Raw genomic sequence first — 18,528 nt, forward strand, 5'->3', positions numbered from 1 at the left:
GGGTAGCCGTGCCGGTCCGGGGTGGGCGAGCCGCTGCTAATGGCCGCGGATCCGGCGTCCCGTTTCGGTCGCGGGGTAGAGGATCGCGTCGGCGACGCGGCCGCCGGAGTCCTTGACGCCGCCGCTGAAGTTGAGGCGTCCGGTGGCGCTCGCCTTGGCCGCGACGCCGTCCCAGTAGCGGGGCTCGCGGTCCCACCGGATGTCGGCGAGGAGCCGGTGCAGGTCCTCGACGCCGAGTGCGTTCATCGGGTCGGCCCATGGGGTGGTCTGGTGCACGGCGATCCCGAGACCGGCGAGCACCGCCGGGGCGGTGATGGCGCTGCGCGAGGCGAAGTGCGGGAAGTGGTCGGTGATCAGCCGGGCCAGCAGGGGGACGACGCTTCCCTCCACCTGCTCGGCGTTCGTCCCTGCGGGAAGCTCGTCCTCGTGGACAGTCTCCGCCGACCGCGTCAGGCCCGCGCGCCCGTAGATCGCGGTGATGACGAGGGCGCGCAGCGCGGAGAGCGTGATGACCTCCGGGTCGGTCTTGCCGACCTGCCGCTTGCTGGCGTTGACGAGCTTCGCGAACGGGACGACCTTGTCGTCGATCTCGACCTTCACGGAATCGGCCAGGCGGTGCGCGAGCCGGGTCGCGAAGTCCCGCTGGTCCATGGACATGGCCAGGTTCTTGGCGACGACCACTCCCTGCACGTTGCGGTCGTAGAAGATCTGCCGCGCGTCGGCGACCGACAGATCCACGTACAGCTCGAACGGAACGCGGATGGTGGCGAGTTCGGCGTAGGTCAGCCCGAACCGCTCGGGGTCGTCGTAGAGCTCGTGCCACGCCGTGGTCTGCGTCTCGCCGTCGATGGCGACGACGCAGGTGCCGGGCGTGATGGTCAGGGCCCGCAGCCCGGTGCCGGGCAGCAGCTCGTCACTCAGGGCGGCGAGTGGGCCGGCGTGCCAGAAGGTGATCGGCGGCGTGGACCAGCCGGCGCCCAGTTCACCCTTCACACCGTCGGCGATGTACTCGGCGTACGAGCCGACGTTCTTCCCCTTCTGCGTGGACTTCAGCGCCCGCTGCACCAGGGAGCGCAGCTCGGCGTGGCGCCGCACCGCGCCGGATGCGGCCTTGAGCGTCTTCGTGTCCTCCTCCCGGCGGGGCGAGGGCACGAGCTGGACGAGGGTCGCCACGGACATGGTCCCGATCACGGCGTCTGCCCGGAACGGCATAACGGTGAGCTGGATTCCTTCGACGACCGTGGTCGGCAGGGTGATCTGCATGGGGTGTCTCCCTCGGGATCAGAGGAGCGGCGCACGCTTCGGCGCCGCGTCGCAGGCAGGGGCAACAGGCACGCCGACGACTCGCGCCGTGAGGAGTGCGCTACCAACCGGAAGCTCCACCAGATAAGCATTACCGTGAAAGCATTGTCAAACCTCTTGAAAGATTTGACGAGCGCTGTATTGTGTTTACTGTTCACTCCCGAGAGGCCAGGAACCCCATGCCCCAGCCACCAGCTCAGGTGACCGCCGCCGAGATCTCCCGGATCGCGGGTGTCACGCGTGCCACCGTCAGCAACTGGCGCCGTCGGCACGACGACTTCCCGGCCCCCGCGGGCGGCACCGACAGCAGTCCGCTCTACGACCTGGAAGCGGTACGGGGTTGGCTGGAGGCACGCGGCCAGTCGTCCGCCGCCACCCCCTCGGAGGAGCTGCGCACCGTGCTGCGGCTCCACGGCTCGGGTTCCGGCGCGGCAGCCCGCCTGTTCCCTCTCGTCCTGGCGGCTTCACGCCGCAGCGCGGACGAACTCACCGCCCTTGACACCCTGCCCGACTCCGAGGTCCTCGCCCGGGCCGACAAGGCTGCGGCCGAGCTGGCCGGCTCGGTCCCGGGGGCCGAGGCGGTCCACTTCCGTCCGGACGACGTGGCGGCGCTCCGGGCCCTGACGCGGTGCGTCCGCAGCGAGGGTGCGCAGAGCGCGCTCAATGTCCTCGCCGAACGCGAACTGGACGACACGGCCTCCAGCGGTACGTACCAGACGCCCCTGGGCCTCGCGGACCTGATGGCACGCCTCCTACCGGATGGCACGACCCGCATCCTCGATCCGGCGTGCGGCAGCGGCAGCCTGCTCGCGGCGGCGGCCCGCCGGGGCGCGACGGAGTTGTACGGCCAGGACTCCCTGCCCGTGCAGGCTCAGCGCAGTGCGGTACGCCTGCTGCTGTCAGCCCCCGATGCCCAGGTCACCGTGCGCGCGGGCGACACGCTGCGCGCCGACGCCTTCCCGGAACTGAGGGTGGGCGGCGTGCTCTGCAACCCGCCGTACGGCGACCGCGACTGGGGACACGAGGAACTCGCGTACGACCAGCGGTGGGCCTACGGTGTGCCGCCGCGGATCGAGTCGGAGCTGGCCTGGACGCAGCACGCCCTCGCGCACCTGGAACCCGGCGGGTACGCCGTGCTGCTGCTCCCGCCGGCCACCGCCACCCGCGCCTCGGGCCGCCGCATCCGCGTCGAACTCGTACGCAGCGGCGCGCTGCGCGCCGTTGTCGGCCTGCCCGTCGGTGCTTCCGCGCCGCTGCACATCGGCCTGCACCTGTGGCTCCTTCAGCGCCCGGAGCCGGGGGCCACGGGCGGTGCGTCGGTGCTGTTCGTGGACGTGAGCGGAGACCAGCGCGACGGCACCGCCAGCACCCGGACCCGTCGCGGTGGGGTGGACTGGGACGTGCTGTCGGACGAGGTCCTGGCCCATTGGTCCGCGTACAGGGAGGCTGCGGAGTCCTTCACCGACACCCCAGGCGCGGCACGCGCGGTCCCGACGATCGACCTGGTCGACGACCTCGTCGACCTCACGCCGGCCAGGCAGGTGCGTGCCGCACCCGGGGACATCGACCCGGCGGAGGTGGCGGGGCACGCGGAGGAACGGCGCGCGCTGCTCGTCTCCTCTCTCGCCACCCTGGAGAGCGCGGCGGGCTTCGGCCCGTGGGAGGCGGTCTCCGAGTCCTCGCGGGCCTGGCGTACGGCGACGGTCTCCGACCTCGCCCGGGGAGGCGCGCTCTCCTTGCTGCGGGCGGCCGTTCCGGGAAGCCGGGGTGAGGCCTCTGCTGTGGAGAGCGGGGAACGCCCGGTGCTGACAGCGTCCGACATCAGCAACGGCACGGGCCCCTCGGGCACGCCGGGGGACCTGCGCACGGATGCGGCACACACGGTCGCGGTGGGCGATGTGCTGGTACGCGGCGTGGCCGGCGGCAACGGCATCATGGCCCGCGTCGCGACCGAGGCGGACGCCGAGGCCCTGCTCGGCCACCACATCCACCTGCTACGACCGGACCCCGCACGGCTCGACGCCTGGTTCCTGGCCGGGTTCCTCGGCGCCGAGGGCAACATCGCCGGCGCCTCCACGGGCAGCACCATCCTTCATGTCTCGCCGGGCAGGCTGCGCGTACCGCTGCTCCCGCTGGAGGAGCAACGCCGGTACGGGGCAGCGTTCCGCCACACACACGAACTACGCATCGCCGCCCGCCGGACGGCAGAGCTCGCCGAGGAGACGGCCCAGGCTCTGCTCACCGGCCTGACGGCTGGGGCACTGCTCCCGCCGCCGGAGAGCCCGTTGGCCTGAACGGCAACGCCGTCTTCACATATCCACCACACTGAAGCGCAACCGTCCCGACCGGGCCGGGTCCATCGAAGGGAACGCGTTGAACAGCAGCAAGCACACGGAACTGGCGAACCACGCCTGGTCCGTCGCCGACCTCCTGCGCGGCGATTACAAGCAGTCGGACTACGGCAAGGTCATCCTGCCGTTCACCGTGCTGCGCCGCCTGGAGTGCGTACTGGAGCCGACGCGGGACAAGGTCGCCGAGACGGCCGCCCGCTTCGAGGGCCAGGACATCGACACGGACCACTTCCTGCGCCGTGCTTCGGGCCACTCGTTCTACAACAAGAGCCCGCTGACCCTGAAGATGATCGCCGCCGACCCGCAGAACGCGGCCGCGAACCTTCAGGCGTACGTCGGTTCCTTCTCGGAGAACGCCCGCGAGGTCCTGGACAAGTACGAGTTCGCCCAGCAGATCAAGCGGCTCGACAGTGCGAACCTGCTGTACCAGGTCATCGGCAAGTTCACGGACCTGGACCTGCGCCCCGAGGTCGTGCCCAACCACAACATGGGCTACATCTTCGAGGAACTGATCCGCCGCTTCGCCGAGCAGTCGAACGAGACCGCGGGTGAGCACTTCACCCCGCGCGAGGTCATCAAGCTGATGGTCAACCTGCTCATCGCCCCGGACGGCGACGCGCTCAGCCTGCCGGGTGTCGTGCGCACGGTCATGGACCCGGCCTGCGGAACGGGCGGCATGCTCAGCGCAGCCGAGGAGCACATCAAGGCGCTGAACCCGGATGCCACGGTGGAGGTGTACGGGCAGGAGCTCAACCCCGAATCCTGGGCGATCTGCCGGTCCGACCTGATGATCAAGGAGCAGGACCCGGAGAACATCGCCTTCGGCAACTCCTTCTCGGACGACGGCCACGCACGGGAGAAGTTCGACTACCTGCTGGCCAACCCGCCGTTCGGCGTGGAGTGGAAGAAGGTCAAGGAGGACGTCGAGTACGAGTACAAGAACCTCGGCGACTCCGGCCGCTTCGGCGCGGGCCTCCCCCGCATCAACGACGGCTCGCTGCTCTTCCTCCAGCACATGATCTCGAAGATGAAGCCGGTGGATGCGAAGGGCGGCGGCGGCTCGCGCATCGCCATCGTCTTCAACGGTTCGCCGCTCTTCTCCGGCGGGGCCGGCTCGGGTGAGTCGGAGATCCGTCGCTGGATCCTGGAGAACGACTGGCTGGAGGCGATCGTCGCGCTGCCGGACCAGCTCTTCTACAACACCGGGATCTCCACGTACTTCTGGATTCTGACGAACCGCAAGGACGCCGAGCACAAGGGAAAGGTCGTGTTGCTGGACGCGCGCGACCAGTGGGTGAAGATGCGAAAGTCGCTTGGCGACAAGCGCAAGGAGCTGGGCGACGGGACGGGGAGCAAGCCGAACCACATCGCCGACATCACCCGCTTGTACGGGGACGCGGTGGCGGCTGCGGCCGACGCGGAACACCCGCTGCACGGCAAGGTGAAGGTCTTCGACAACACGGCGTTCGGCTACCAGCGCATCACGGTGGAGCGGCCGTTGAAGCTGCGGTTCGAGCTGACTGACGAGACGCTGGCGGCGCTGCTCGCGTCGAAGCCGGTGCAGAAGTGGGCGGAGGAGCGCTTCCTGCCGCGCGAGCCGGAGCTGGCGGCGAAAGCGAAGGCCCGGCGGAAGCTGACGGAGGACGAGGAGGCCCAGTTCCGGAAGCTGGCGGAGGCCGAGGCGCAGGTGCTCGGGGATGCGTTGAGCCCGCTGCTGGGCTCGGAGTGGGCGACCAAGTCCGAGGCGCAGGTGGCGGTGCGGGATGCGATGGCGAAGGCCGGCGTTCCGGGGCCGACCGGGGCGCCGTTCACTAAGGCGTTGCGGGATGCGGTGGGGGTGCGGGACCCGGAGGGGGAAGTCCAGACCGTCAAGGGTTCAGCGGAGCCGGACAGTGAGTTGCGGGACTACGAGAACGTGCCGCTGGGCGAGAACGTGGAGGAGTACCTGAAGCGGGAGGTGCACCCGCATGTGCCGGACGCGTGGATCGACCGCGCGAAGACGAAGGTGGGATACGAGATTCCGTTCACGCGGCATTTCTACGTGTACGAACCACCGAGGCCATTGGCGGAGATCGACGCGGAGTTGAAGGCGCTTGAGGCGGAGATCCAGGCACTGCTGAGCGAGGTGACGCAGTGAACACCACTGTGCGGTTGCGTCACTTGGCACAAGTTAACCCGCTGACTCCGGCGTTCGATCGTCTCTCCAATGACGACGAGTTGACATTCATCCCAATGGAATCAGTGTGGCCCAACACCCGTCTCGATATCTCCCGCCGCCGCACTAAGGCAGCAGTTGCCACGGGCTACACACGCTTTCAAGATGGCGACGTTCTAGTACCGAAGATTACGCCCACTTTCGAGGCAGGCCGTGCAGTACTGATCAGCGGTTTGCTCGGAGGTGTGGGCACTGGCACGACCGAACTCCACATCGTGCGGCCGGGGCCGCAAATTGACCCCGGATTCCTCTTGCATGTCGTGAATACCCACAGATTCCTTAAGCTTGGCGCGGCAGAAATGTATGGAGTTGCCGGGCAGCAGAGAGTTCCCGATAGCTTTCTACGCAACCTCCCCATCTCCCTGCCACCACTGGAGGAGCAGCGCCGCATCGCCGACTTTCTCGACGCGGAGACCGCCCGCGTCGACGCCCTCGCCACCAAGCGCGGCGAGCAGGCCCGGCTATTGCAGGAGCGGCGCGTGGCGTGCCTCGCTTCCTGCGTCTCGTCGCACGGACCGGACGCGTACATCCATCCCCTGGCAGGAAACGTCTCCCGCCAGTGGCCGGTCGTACAACTACGTCGTGTGCTGCCAGCCGTAAACGTTGGCGTTGTTATCAACCCCTCGACCTACTTCAGCGACGCGGGTCTTCCGTTCATCCACGGATTCAACGTTCGATCGGGATGGATTAACCCTCAAGGAATGAAGTTCATCTCCGAAGCGAGTAACGAAGAGCTGGGCCGCTCGAAACTTCACGCCGGAGATGTACTGGTAGTGCGTGCTGGCGCCCCCGGCCGGTCAGCCGTCGTGACGGATGAATACGATGGGGCCAACTGTGCGTCGGTTCTAATTCTCCGCAGGGGCCAGCAGGTACTCCCCGAGTTCCTCTCCGCCTTCATCAATTCCCCTGCGGGACGCGGTCAGGTGCGGATCGCGCAGTACGGTGCAGCACAGGAGGTAATCAGCGCCGCCCAGACCCTCTCCTTCCAGATTCCAGTCCCTGACTTGCCCGAACAGCGCCACAGAGTCGTCAACCTGAAGCGGGAACTAACCGCTCTCGATCACATGGGCAAGAAGCTTGAGCACCAAAGTGACCTACTCGCAGAACGTCGCCAGGCCCTCATCACCGCAGCCGTAACCGGCCAATTCGACGTATCCACCGCCAGCGGCCGCAACGTGACGGACGGAGTCCACCCGTGAGCCCCATCCACAGCGAGTCTGCCTTCGGGGACGCCATAGTTGCCGCGATGACCGAGCGCGGCTGGCGCGAGGCGCGGCCCGAGGACTACCAGTCCGATCTCGGGCTGGACACCAACGAGTTGTTCACCTTCCTCGGCAAGACCCAGATCAACGAGTGGAACGAACTGCTCGCCGTCTACGGCAACAACGTCAAAGACGCCCAGCACGGCTTCGCCCGGCGCCTCGACAAGGCCATCACCGAGGACGGCCTCCTCAACGTCCTCCGCAACGGTGTCAAGGACCGAGGCGTCCGCCTCCGCGTCGCCTACTTCAAGCCAAACCTCGTCGCCGACGATTCCGTCCTCAACGGCTACCGCGCCAACCGCCTCACCGTCGTGCGCGAACTCGCCTACGCCACCAAGCAAGCCGACTGGGGCAACCGACTTGACCTGGCCCTGTTCCTCAACGGAATCCCCGTCGCCACCGCCGAGTTGAAGAACCCGCTCACTCGCCAGGGCGTCGAAGAGGCCAAGGAGCAGTACCGCAGCGACCGTGACCCGACCGAGCTGATCTTCACTCGCCGCGTCATCGCGAACTTCGCCGTGGACCCGGACCTCGTCTTCGTGGCAACTCAGCTCCGGGGCCAGAACACCCGCTTCCTCCCCTTCAACACCGGCTCCAACGGCGCCGGCCTGCCGGGCGGTGCCGGAAACCCGGCCCCGACGGCGTACGGCACGTACGCCACCTCATACCTGTGGGAGCAGGTCTGGGCGCGCGACAACTGGCTCGACCTGCTCCAGCGCTACGTGCACCAGCAGAAGACGAAGACGCCCGGCGGTGGCACCACCAAGTCGACGATCTTCCCGCGCTTCCACCAGTGGGACGTCGTGAAGCGGCTCACCGCGCACGCGGCAATCCACGGCGTCGGGCAGAACTATCTCGTCATGGCCTCCGCCGGCTCCGGCAAGTCCAACACCATCGGTTGGCTCGCGCACCGCCTCAGCGATCTGCACGCGGACACCGATCCCCGCGTCCTCGACCCTGAGGCGATCGAGAAGGGCCGCGTCAAGCCGGGAGCGCCCGTCTTCGACAAGGTCATCGTCATCACCGACCGCCGCAACCTGGACGCCCAACTCCGGGAGACCGTAGGCAGCTTCTCGCAGACCGAGGGCCTGGTCGTGAAGATCGACGAGAAGCACGGGGCAAAGAGCGAGCAGCTGGCCCGCGCACTGTCACGCGACACCGGCAAGATCGTCACCGTCACCCTGCACTCGTTCCCGGCGCTCATCGACTACATCCTGCGCAACCCGACCGAGATCAAGGGCACCAACTTCGCGATCATCGTGGACGAGGCGCACTCCTCGCAGTCCGGTGGCGCCGCCACGGACGTGCGGGCCGTGCTCCGGGACCTCGGGTTGGACTCCGACTCGGCGGATCAGGGCGCGACCGCCGTCACCGTCGACGAGAAGCTGAGGAAGAAGGCCACCGAGCGCTCGCAGGCCGCGAACCTCTCCTATTTCGCCTTCACCGCAACCCCGAAGGCCAAGACCCTCGAACTCTTCGGCACGGAACACACCGTGGACGGCAAGGCCGTCTACCGCCCCTTCCACACGTACTCCATGCGTCAGGCCATCGAGGAAGGCTTCATCCTCGACCCCCTGCGCAACTACGTCACGTACAACACGTACTGGAAGCTGGTGAACCACAACGCGGACGAGACCGAGGTCGACCCCTCCAAGGCCAACACTCTGCTCGCCCGGTACGCGCTGACCCACGAACACACCGTCTCGCAGCACGCCACCGTGATCGTCGAGCACTTCCTCGCGCACTCCCGTGGCCGGCTCGGCGGGCGCGCCAAGTCCATGGTGGTGACGGCCTCGCGACAGTCCGCCGCAGAGACGGCACGGGCGATCAAGCGCTACATCAAGGAGCGGCAGTACGACACCAAGTACCCGGACCTGGGGGTCCTGGTCGCGTTCTCCGGCTCGCTGACCATCGACGGCGAAGAGACGACCGAGTCGAAGGAGAACGGCGGGATCGCCGAGAGCGCGCTCCCGAAGGCGTTCGCGTACACCCGCGCCGACGACAAGGCCGTGGCGGCCGGTGGGCGCGGGCAGCAGGAGTACAAGATCCTGGTGGTCGCGGAGAAGTACCAGACCGGCTTCGACCAGCCGCTCCTGACGACCATGTACGTCAACAAGAAGCTGACCGGCATCTCCGCCGTGCAGACTCTCTCCCGCCTCAACCGCACCGCTGACCGCAAGTCGCAGGCCGACCTCGCGGTCCTGGACTTCGCCAACGACGCCCAGGACATCCAGGACGCCTTCCGCCCGTACTTCGAAGAGGCGACAACCCTCCCCTCGGACCCGAACCTGCTCTACACCGCGCAGAGCCGCGTCATGTCGGCACCGATCCTCTCCGAGCCGGAGATGGACGAGTTCGCCGCAGCGTACTTCGCCGCGAAGGAGAAGGCGGCCGGCTCGCAGGCCAAGTGGGAGAAGCTGCACGCCGAGTTGTACCGGTTGCTGTCCCCCGCCGTCGCCCGGTTCACGCCGCTCCTTGAGAGCGAGGAGGACGACGAAGTGGAGACCGCCGAGGACTTCCGAGCCGATCTGAACGACTACGTGCGCAAGTACGGATTCCTCGCGCAGATCGTGCCCTATCGCGACGCCGAGTTGGAGCGGCTGCACCTCTACGGCCGCTACCTCCTCAACCGACTCCCCCGCCGCGCCGACGGTGGCGTCGACATAGGCGAGATCGACCTCAGCCATCTTCGGGTGGAGAAGACCGGCGAGCACGACAAGTCGCTCACCGCCGAAGGCCCCGCAGAACTCAAGGGGTTCGGCGAGGGTGCGGGTGGTGCGGCGGAGGCCGAGAAGTCGCTGTTGTCGGAGCTGATCGAGAAGTTCAACGCCAAGTTCGGCACCGACTTCACCGAGCAGGATGTCATCCAGCCCTTCAACGAGGCCAAGGCCGACCAGAAGGTACGGCTGGCTGCCGTCGCCAACGACGACGTGGAGAACTTCGGCAAGGTCTTCGACCGCGTCTTCGCCGACAAGATGGCCGACCACATCGATACGATCGCCGGTATGGGGCGGCAGTACTTCGGGCCCGACAAGGCGTTCAAGTCCAGCCTCGACCGCAGCGCGCGCCGGGCGGCGTGGCGGATGATCCGCCGCGAGGAGAACGTGGACGAGTAGTCCCGCCGCAGCACGGAAGGGGCCCGCCATTGCGCCTATGCGGCGCACGGCGGGGCCCTCTTGGCGTTGTGCGCGTCAGCCGGCGACGAGGCCGACGAACCCGGCCCATGTGCCTGGACCGACGGTCAGTATGGGGCCGCTGAGCTGCTTCGAGTCGCGGATGTGTACGTGGGTGGCTGCGGCGGCGAACTCCACGCATTCACCGCCGTTGCCGGTGCTGTAGCTGCTCTTGCGCCAGGCGACCTCGACACATTCGCCGCCATCGCCGGTGCTGTAGCTGCTCTTGAACCACTTCAACTCTGGCGCAGTCGGTTCATGGCGTCGAACGGTCATTTCTCTCCCAATAGCTTCTGCACAAAGTCCGAAGACTCACGCGGAGTGAGCGCCTGCGATCGGATGATGCCATAGCGGGCTTCGAGCTGGCGGACCTTTGCGTGGCCCGTATATAGACGACTGTCACCTTGCGCTTCGGCGTAGGCAATGCGCTGTCCCTCCGCCGTGTCAATGAGGGTAAACGGCCCGCCCAGCGCCCCGTGGTCCTCCCTGTCAGTCGGCATCACTTGAACCTCAACGTTACGCTTCTGGCCAATCATCAGTAGCTGTTCCAGCTGCCCGAACAGGACCGCCCGACCACCGATGGGACGCCGCAGCACTTCCTCCTCAATGACGAAGCTCAGCAGCGGGGCTGGGCGCCGGTCATAGATCTCTTGGCGCGCCAACCGGCCCGATAGACCAAGCTCGATCGCGTCATCGTCGAGCAAGGGGCGCCGCATCTGGAAGACAGCACGCGCGTACTCAGCTGTCTGCAACAGACCTGGGATCGCATAAACGCCGTACACGGACAGCGCCACGGCCTTCGCCTCCAACCGCGCCATATCCCGGAAGAACGGCGGATACTGCGCCCGCGCAAGCTCCTCCTTCAACGCCAGCAACAAGCCCCCGGCATCCAACACCGCGTCCGCCTTGTCGATGAACGCGGGCTGCGGAATCCGCCGCCCCTGCTCGAACGACGCGATGGACGGGGCCGCGTAGCCCACCAGCTTGCCGAACTCCGCCCGGTCCAGCCCCGCTCGGAGGCGTAACAGCTTCAGCTGACGCCCGAACGCCATCATCACCCCGGATCCCGGCTCGCCCTCCGGCCGTTCCCCGCTCTCCATACCCGAGCCCGGCTCCGCGTCCGCGTCGCCCCGTACCACCGTCATCGCCACACCGCCTGTCCCACGCACCGACGTACGTACACGCAGACCGCCTCCGCGTACAAGCAGTCCGCGACGGCGCGTCACCTCTGGTCACGCTACGCCACCAGGCGACACCGTGGAGCCATGACCAGCAATCCACCACTCCCCCTGCGCCCGCTTCCCACCACCCAACCCCGCTTCCCCTGGCACCACTTCTCGATGCGCTTCAGCTCCACGCCCCGCGGCGCCCGTCTCGCCCGGCGCCTGGCCGGTGAGCGGTTCGACGCCTGGGGTATCCCGTACGGCAGCGACACGCACGACTCGCTGACGCTGATCGTCGCCGAGCTGTGCGCCAACGCCGTACGCCACGGGCTCGTCCCCGGCCGCGACTTCCGCCTGTGCCTGTCCGCCGAGGGCGCTGCCCTGCGCATCGAGGTCACCGACACCCGCGGCGAACGCATCCCGGCACTCACTCAACCGTCGGACGCCCCGGACGGAGACGGCGAGGGCGGCCGCGGCCTGCTCCTCGTGGCCGCGCTCGCGGACCGCTGGGGCTGGTACCCGTGCCCGGACGGGCCGGGCAAGACGGTGTGGGCCGTTCTGGACCCGCGGTAGGCGTCAGAACCGCGCCCCCTACACCGACACGGGCACCGCCGGGAACACGACCACCGAGCCGTCCTTGTCGCGGGCGATCTCAATCGCCATGTCCGTCGCGCGGCCGTTGACCATGCCACCGTCGCCCAGCTTGTGAATCAGGTTCGCCGAGCGCATCAGGCGCTCGACTTCACCGGTCGTGAAAACGGGCCGCAAGCCGCTGGGGCGTGCCAGCTCCAGCTCCGACAGGCGTTCCAGGACACCGGCGATGCTCGTCTCCAGTGTGTTGAGACGCTGGTGGTCGGCCTTGAGTGCGCGCGCGAAGTTCACGAACAGGTTGTCAGGGTCGCTCTGTGCATGCTCGACGGCCTGCAGGACGATGACCCGCTGCTTCAGCGCAATGGCCAGGGCAGCGATTTCGAGGTGGGTGCGGAACCTGCCGCCATGGTCGTCGACGCCGGGAAATGACTTGGTCAGCGTGCTGATCTCGACGGCCTGTCCCTCGGGCAACTTGTCGAGTGCGCTCTGCCACCTGGCCAGGCGGCGGTCAGCGGCGCCCAGCGCCGTGTTGATGGCGTGGACTGCCGAGTCCAGCCCGAGCGAGGCACCGAGCTTGCCCTGGTCGAGCAGAATGGCTGTGGCTTTGTCGATGGCATCGCGGCAGCCGTCGAGTTCGCTGTGCTCGTCGTCGAGCTTCTGCTCGTGCAACTGCTCCAGCAGTTCCGTGATGTGCTCGATAGCCTGTTGGCGCTTCTGGTCGGCATACGCGCTCATCCCCACCGCTACGGCCATGAGCACGAGCGGCGCGGCCACGGTGAGCGCCACGCTGCCGGTGGCCGCGACGCCTGCTGTGGCACCGGCTCCGCCGACTGCGCCCGCTGCTGTCGCTTGGCCGACCGGCACGAAGGTCGCGCCGGCGACGACGCGGCCCGTTTCCGCATTCACCAAGGGGCCGCGGAAGCCGCACATCACCCCCTTGGCCACCATCGGCCGGACGACACCCTGACCGAACTGGGCCGCAACCTTCGCCGGAACCACCATGCGGAACAGGCCTTCGCCGGCAGCGGTCGCCCTGGCCGCAGCAGAGGAACTCCGCGCTGACTGCGTGATGAGCTGCGACAGGTGCTGTACCAACGGGCTCACGGAATCGAGCGGGATGCCTCGGCTGCGGTCGAGCCGGCCGGGCAGCGGATGTGCCTCAAGTGTGGCAATCGGCTTGTCCGCCAGGCCGGCCAGCACGCTGCGCAGTTCAGCCAGGCGCTCAGCTGTTATCGGCTCGTCCCCGGCCACTGCGGGCACCCGGACGTCACCGGTCGCCAGCGTCCACACCGGCACATTTGCCTTGCGGTAGTCGATCATCGTCTCCCCCTCGTTACCCAGCAACAGACTACGGCTGACGTTCGACAGGAACGGCATGAACCTTGCAGATTCAACTACGGGAGTCGCCTCCCGGTGAACCGCCGATCTGGCGGCCACCCCGGCTGACCGGAAAGCGGCGTCCCGGCCGTCCCCGCCCCGCCACCGCTGGACTGAAGATCGCCCCACCAGGGACACTTGCCCTCCACTCTGTCGAAAGCCGGTGCAGCCGCACCCACCGGCCAGCACACGCACACACGGGGGCAACGTGCCGCAGCAGCAGCCGATCGCAGGCCGGTACGAGCTTCTGGAACCGCTCGCCAACGGCGGAATGGGCGACGTGTGGCGCGGCTACGACGCCGTGCTCGACCGGCCCGTCGCCGTGAAGCTGATCCGGCAGCAGGCCGTCGGCGGCTCGCAGCAGATGGCGGCGGAGTTCGCCAAGCGCTTCCGCCGCGAGGCCCGCATCACCGCGCGCATCCAGCACCCCGGTGTGCCCCAGGTGTACGACGCGGTGCTCGACGACACGTACGAGCGGCTGTTCCTGGTCATGGAGCTGGTGGACGGGGTGTCCCTGTCCGCGTACGTCCACCCGGACCGGCTGCTTCCCGTCAGTTGGGCGGTGGCCGTGGCGGCGCAGGTCGCCACCGTGCTGTCGTACGCGCACGAGGTGCCGGTCATCCACCGCGACCTCAAGCCGAGCAACATCCTGGTCGCCCGCGACGGGACGGTGAAGGTCCTCGACTTCGGGATCGCGGCGATCCTGCGGACCGATGTCACGAAGCTGACCGCGACCGGTACCCCCATCGGCACCTACCAGTACATGGCGCCCGAGCAGGTGCGCGCCGCGCGGACGACTCCGCAGACCGACCTGTACGCGCTCGGCTGCGTGCTGCACGAACTGCTCAGCGGGCGGCTGCTGTTCACGGCTGACAGCGAGTACATGGTGATGCACCAGCACGTGAATGCCGCTCCCACCCCGCTGCGCCTACTGCGGCCCGAGGTTCCGCAGGAGCTGGAGGATCTCGTCCTGCATCTGCTGCTCAAGGCGCCCGAGGCGCGGCCTGTCGATGTGCAGGATGTGTACGAGCGGCTGCGGCCCTTCCTGCCGCCGCCCGGCCAAACGTCCGGCCCCGGCGAGGCCGGACCGGCGGGGGCGCCGGACCCGACCGGGGTATTCCGTAATCCGTACGCGCCCCACGCCCGCGCGGGTGCGGGCCGGGCCACTGCCGTGGCCGCCGATCCGGCTGCCGGACAGGCCGCGCCTGTTCCCGTACCCGCGCAGTTGCGTGCGGAGATCGACGAGGCGTACGCGCACTCCGATGCTCTCCTGGAGGAAGAGCGGTTCGCCCAGGCCGCGGAGGTGCTCGGGGAGATCATCGAACCCGCCGCCCGTGCGCTCGGCTCGGAGAGCCGGAAGGTCCTGGAGCTGCGGACCCGCCGCGCCGCGATCCAACTGCTCGGCGGGGACTACCGGGCGGCGCTCCCCGAGTTCGACGCTCTGGCCGACGCGTACGCGCGCACCGACGGTCCGACCGGCGAGCCGGCGCGCGCCTGCCGCGCCCAGGCCGCGCGATGCCGCGCTGAACTCGGCCAGGTCACCGACGCGCTCGCCGCGCTGCGTGGCCTCCTCGACGTCGTACGGAACGTCGACAGCGATCTCAGCGAGGAGGCTGTCGAGCTGCGCCGCGACATCGGCATGCTGCTGCTCGCCCAGGGGCAGGTGGTCGAGGCCCACCGGATACTCCGGCCGTTGCACGACGATCTGTGTCTGGTCTTCGGGCCCGGAGACGAGATGACCCAAGAGGTCGGCGAAGCACTGGCACTGATCAGCCTTGATCTCGACAGTCCGGCCACCTGACCCCGTCACCGCCCATTCTTGTTCCGTCCGCCTCCCGGAGAGTCCGCTTCATGCCCCACCTCGCGTTCGACGTCGGTTTCTGCGCCCAGCTCGGCAAGCTCCAGGGCAGCGTCAAGCAGGGGGTGTTCGACGCGTGGGAGAAGTTCGAACGCCTCACCCTGGACCAGTTGTTCAAGGATCCGGGGCTGAAGCTGGAGAGCCTGAAGCGCGCCCGTGATCCGCACGTCCGGACCATCCGGATCGACCAGGGGACACGGGGTGTCGTCCTCGCGCCCGACAGCGGCGACACCTACGTACTGCTGCGTGTGATGCCGCACGACAAGGCGATCGACTGGGCCATCAAGCAGAAGGCCAGCATCAACACCGTGACCCGGGCCGTCGAGATCCGCGACATCGCGATGCTCGACGAGCTCACCCCCGCCTACGAACGCATCGCGCCCGCGCCCGATCAGCGGCTCTTCGCGAAGGTGTCCGACGGAGATCTGACAGCGCTCGGGATCGACGAGACCACCCTGCGGCAGGCCCGTGCCCTCACCAACCTCGAACAGCTCGAGGTCTTCGCGCCGTACTTTCCGCAGGACCAGCGTGAGGTCCTCGAATATCTCGCCGCGGGCTTCACCGTGGAGGAGGTGTGGCGGGACGTGGTGTCCGTCAGTCTCTCCACGGCGCCCGCTGACACCACGCCGGTGGACACCGACGACTTCGCCACCGCCATCCACCGCACCGGAACCCGCATCGCCCTCATCACCGCGTCCGAAGAGCTCCGCGACATCCTCGACAAGCCCTTCGCCGCCTGGCGGGTATTCCTCCACCCTTCCCAGCACAAGGTCGCCTACCGGGCCAGCTACTCAGGGCCGGCGCAGGTGACCGGCGGGCCGGGCACCGGCAAGACCGTTGTCGCGCTGCACCGCGTACGGCATCTCCTGGGGTTCCTGCGCGACGGCGAGCGGATTCTGCTCACCACATACACCAACGCTCTCGTCGACGCGCTGCGCAGCGGTCTCGCCGCCCTCGTCGAGGACGCCCACCTGCGCGACCGGGTGGACATCACCACCGTCGACGCGCTGGCCAGCCGGGTCGTCGCCACGTCGCGCCGCCCGCTGCGGGCCGGCGAGGAGGAGGGCCGCTGGGAACAGGCGGCGCGCTCCACCGGCTTCGCCGGGACGCCACAGTTCCTCGCCCAGGAGTACAGGCATGTCGTCCTTGCCCAGAACCTGCGTAGTCAGGAGGAGTACGAAGCCGCCGACCGGGCCGGGAGGGGCAGTCGGCTCCCCGTTGCCCAACGGCCTGCGGTGTGGCGTACGGTCCAGCTCTTCACCGACCGGCTCGCCGCCGACGGACTCCGCACCTACCTGGGAACGTGCGCGGAAGCAGCCGACCTCCTCGAAGCGCAACAGCCCCTGTACCGGCACATCGTCGTGGACGAGGCCCAGGATCTCCACCCCACCCAGTGGCGGCTGCTGCGTGCCACCGCTCCCGTGCGCCCCGACGACCTGTTCATCGCAGGCGACCCGCACCAGCGGATCTACGACTCGAAGGTCTCGCTGAAGGCGCTCGGCATCAAGGTCACGGGCCGCTCGACGAAGATGCGGAAGAACTACCGCAGCACGCACGAGATCCTCAGCTGGTCCACCGCTCTGCTCGTCGGCCGGCCCTTCGCACAGTTGGAGGACGACGACCGCAACGAGACCCTGCTGGGATACCGCTCCGCACTTCACGGCAGCGGTCCGGCCCTGCACGGGGCCGCTTCGGAAGAGGCGGAGCTGGACGCGCTCGTCACACAGATCCGCGCCTGGACCGACGCCGGCGTCAGCCCTGCCGAGATCGGCGTCAGCGCCCGCTTCAACAGGAACTGCGACAAGGCGGTCGACCGGCTGACAGCCGAAGGGATCCCCGCCGCACGGCTGCGATCCCGGTCCTCCGATGACGCCCCCGCCGTGCGTATCGGAACCATGCACTCCTTCAAGGGCCTCGAGTTCCGTTGCGTGGCCGTCATCGGCGTGCACGACAAGGCGCTGCCCTACCCGGGGGCCGTGACACCGGCCGATGTGGACCGGCTCCAGCGCGAAGCGGATCTGATGGCTGAGCGCTGCCTGCTCTTCGTCGCCTGCACCCGGGCCCGGGACGGCCTGTACGTGTCCTGGACGGGGGTGCCGAGCCCGTTCCTGGTCGAGGCCGGTGTGGCCCCTGGGGGACAACCCCCAGGAAAGTCGGGGAGAAACCCGGTCGTGGGGAGGACGCCGGGTCCGTAGGTTCTGGGGTGAGATCTTCGTACCGCCCCACACAGCCTCCGGAGGCATCTCGTGACCGCCCCAACCCCTCAGCCGACGCGCACGCCTCACGCGCTTGTCGCGGCCTTCGTGCGCTTCGTGGTCTGCGGCGGTGGGGTCGGGGTCGCCTCCAGCGGGGTGCTGGTCCTGCTCCACGACCGGATGCCGTTGGCCGTGGCGAACGCTCTGGTGACGGTCGTGTCCACGGTGATAGCGACCGAGCTGCACAGCCGGATCTCGTTCCGGAGCGGGCGCCGGGGATGGGGCGTCCACCTTCAGTCCGGGCTGACCGTCGCCGTGAGTTACGCCTTCACGACCGGGGCGCTGCTCTGCCTGTACGCGTTCCGGGCCGAGCCGTCGGCGCTGGTCGAGCAGAGTGTGTACCTGTCGGCGTCGGCGCTCGCCGGGGTCGGCCGGTTCGCGCTGCTGCGGGTGGTGGTCTTCGGGGAGCGGAAGGCCGGCCGGACCCGTGCCGGGGTGCTCGGCAGGACTTCCGTGGCCATGGCCGCCTGACGCGGAAGGCGGACCTCGTTCTCGGTCGCGCCTGCCGTCGGCACCGATTGGATATCGTGGCTGGTCGGCCGGGCAGTCGCGCGGCCGGTGAGTCGAGTGGGCGGGGCGCAGGTGGCACAGGAGCGGGCCGGATGGGTGCGGGTGCCGGTCGGGGACGGTGCCGTGCGATGGGCCACACGTGGGAAGTGTCTGCGGGTGCTGGTCGTCGTGCACAACGTGACCTCCGCCACGCGACTCCTCGACGTACTGCCGCTCTTCGACGGCGATCTGCGGATTCAGCTCCTCGCCACCTGCCCGGAGTCCTCCGCGTTCTCGGCCGGCACGGCCGAACTCCTGGCCGGCACCGGAGTGCCGGTGCTGCCGTGGGAACAGGCCGTCGAAACGCCGGTCGACCTGGCCGTCTCCGCCAGCTTCGGAGGCCAACTGGAGCTTCTGCGAGGGAAGTTGACGATTCTTTCGCATGGTGTCGGATACACTAAGAGGCTGGCTACACCGGACACCGGACACCGG

The 18,528-nt window shown here is 68.4% G+C and carries 11 protein-coding genes and 2 pseudogenes; 9 read left to right on the forward strand and 4 right to left on the reverse strand.

The annotated features are described in order from the left end of the window. Positions 1 to 36: 36 nt before the first annotated feature. Complete coding sequence (locus tag J1C73_RS07705) at positions 37 to 1,263, reverse strand: DNA sulfur modification protein DndB (RefSeq protein ID WP_207315682.1); 1,227 nt, start codon at positions 1,261 to 1,263, stop codon at positions 37 to 39. Between the two features lie 218 nt (positions 1,264 to 1,481). Here J1C73_RS07705 and J1C73_RS07710 point away from each other — a divergent pair, with 218 nt between their 5' ends. The 4 genes from J1C73_RS07710 (at position 1,482) to J1C73_RS07725 (ending at position 10,246) form a co-directional block, all read left to right on the forward strand. Beyond that, the gene (locus tag J1C73_RS07710) at positions 1,482 to 3,596 is read left to right on the forward strand and encodes an N-6 DNA methylase (protein ID WP_242643858.1); all 2,115 of its coding nucleotides are present in this window, start codon (positions 1,482 to 1,484) and stop codon (positions 3,594 to 3,596) included. 79 nt (positions 3,597 to 3,675) lie between these two features. Next, positions 3,676 to 5,790: a type I restriction-modification system subunit M gene (locus tag J1C73_RS07715; RefSeq protein WP_207315683.1), complete on the forward strand. Its 2,115-nt coding sequence runs from the start codon at positions 3,676 to 3,678 to the stop codon at positions 5,788 to 5,790. After that, complete coding sequence (locus J1C73_RS07720) at positions 5,787 to 7,067, forward strand: restriction endonuclease subunit S (protein ID WP_207315684.1); 1,281 nt, start codon at positions 5,787 to 5,789, stop codon at positions 7,065 to 7,067. Before J1C73_RS07715 ends, J1C73_RS07720 begins: the two co-directional genes overlap by 4 nt. Next, positions 7,064 to 10,246, forward strand: coding sequence for a type I restriction endonuclease subunit R (locus J1C73_RS07725; RefSeq protein ID WP_207315685.1), 3,183 nt, complete (start codon positions 7,064 to 7,066; stop codon positions 10,244 to 10,246). Before J1C73_RS07720 ends, J1C73_RS07725 begins: the two co-directional genes overlap by 4 nt. A 75-nt stretch (positions 10,247 to 10,321) precedes the next feature. Here J1C73_RS07725 and J1C73_RS07730 read toward each other — a convergent pair whose 3' ends face one another. Together J1C73_RS07730 and J1C73_RS07735 are read right to left on the reverse strand one after the other, a co-directional pair. Then, complete coding sequence (locus J1C73_RS07730; RefSeq protein WP_372446662.1) at positions 10,322 to 10,543, reverse strand: DUF397 domain-containing protein; 222 nt, start codon at positions 10,541 to 10,543, stop codon at positions 10,322 to 10,324. A gap of 32 nt (positions 10,544 to 10,575) precedes the next feature. Then, positions 10,576 to 11,448 carry a helix-turn-helix domain-containing protein gene (locus J1C73_RS07735; RefSeq protein ID WP_242643861.1) on the reverse strand — a complete coding sequence of 291 codons (873 nt, stop codon included), beginning with the start codon at positions 11,446 to 11,448 and terminating at the stop codon, positions 10,576 to 10,578. 120 nt (positions 11,449 to 11,568) lie between these two features. On the opposite strand from J1C73_RS07735, the gene J1C73_RS07740 reads away from it, so the two are divergent. Next, complete coding sequence (locus tag J1C73_RS07740; RefSeq protein ID WP_207315687.1) at positions 11,569 to 12,039, forward strand: ATP-binding protein; 471 nt, start codon at positions 11,569 to 11,571, stop codon at positions 12,037 to 12,039. A gap of 18 nt (positions 12,040 to 12,057) precedes the next feature. On the opposite strand, the gene J1C73_RS07745 is transcribed toward J1C73_RS07740, so the two are convergent. Continuing rightward, positions 12,058 to 13,377: a hypothetical protein gene (locus tag J1C73_RS07745; protein ID WP_207315693.1), complete on the reverse strand. Its 1,320-nt coding sequence runs from the start codon at positions 13,375 to 13,377 to the stop codon at positions 12,058 to 12,060. 265 nt (positions 13,378 to 13,642) lie between these two features. Here J1C73_RS07745 and J1C73_RS07750 point away from each other — a divergent pair, with 265 nt between their 5' ends. From J1C73_RS07750 to J1C73_RS07765, 4 genes and pseudogenes are all read left to right on the forward strand, one after another. Continuing rightward, positions 13,643 to 15,235: a serine/threonine-protein kinase gene (locus tag J1C73_RS07750; protein ID WP_207315688.1), complete on the forward strand. Its 1,593-nt coding sequence runs from the start codon at positions 13,643 to 13,645 to the stop codon at positions 15,233 to 15,235. Between the two features lie 50 nt (positions 15,236 to 15,285). Next, positions 15,286 to 17,418, forward strand: a pseudogene (locus J1C73_RS07755) (UvrD-helicase domain-containing protein); the annotation flags it as partial. Between the two features lie 120 nt (positions 17,419 to 17,538). Continuing rightward, positions 17,539 to 18,018 carry a GtrA domain-containing protein gene (locus J1C73_RS07760; RefSeq protein ID WP_207315690.1) on the forward strand — a complete coding sequence of 160 codons (480 nt, stop codon included), beginning with the start codon at positions 17,539 to 17,541 and terminating at the stop codon, positions 18,016 to 18,018. A gap of 162 nt (positions 18,019 to 18,180) precedes the next feature. Next, positions 18,181 to 18,528: pseudogene (locus J1C73_RS07765) on the forward strand (hypothetical protein); the annotation flags it as partial.

This window comes from Streptomyces laculatispora, assembly GCF_017353455.1.
Classification (GTDB): domain Bacteria; phylum Actinomycetota; class Actinomycetes; order Streptomycetales; family Streptomycetaceae; genus Streptomyces; species Streptomyces laculatispora.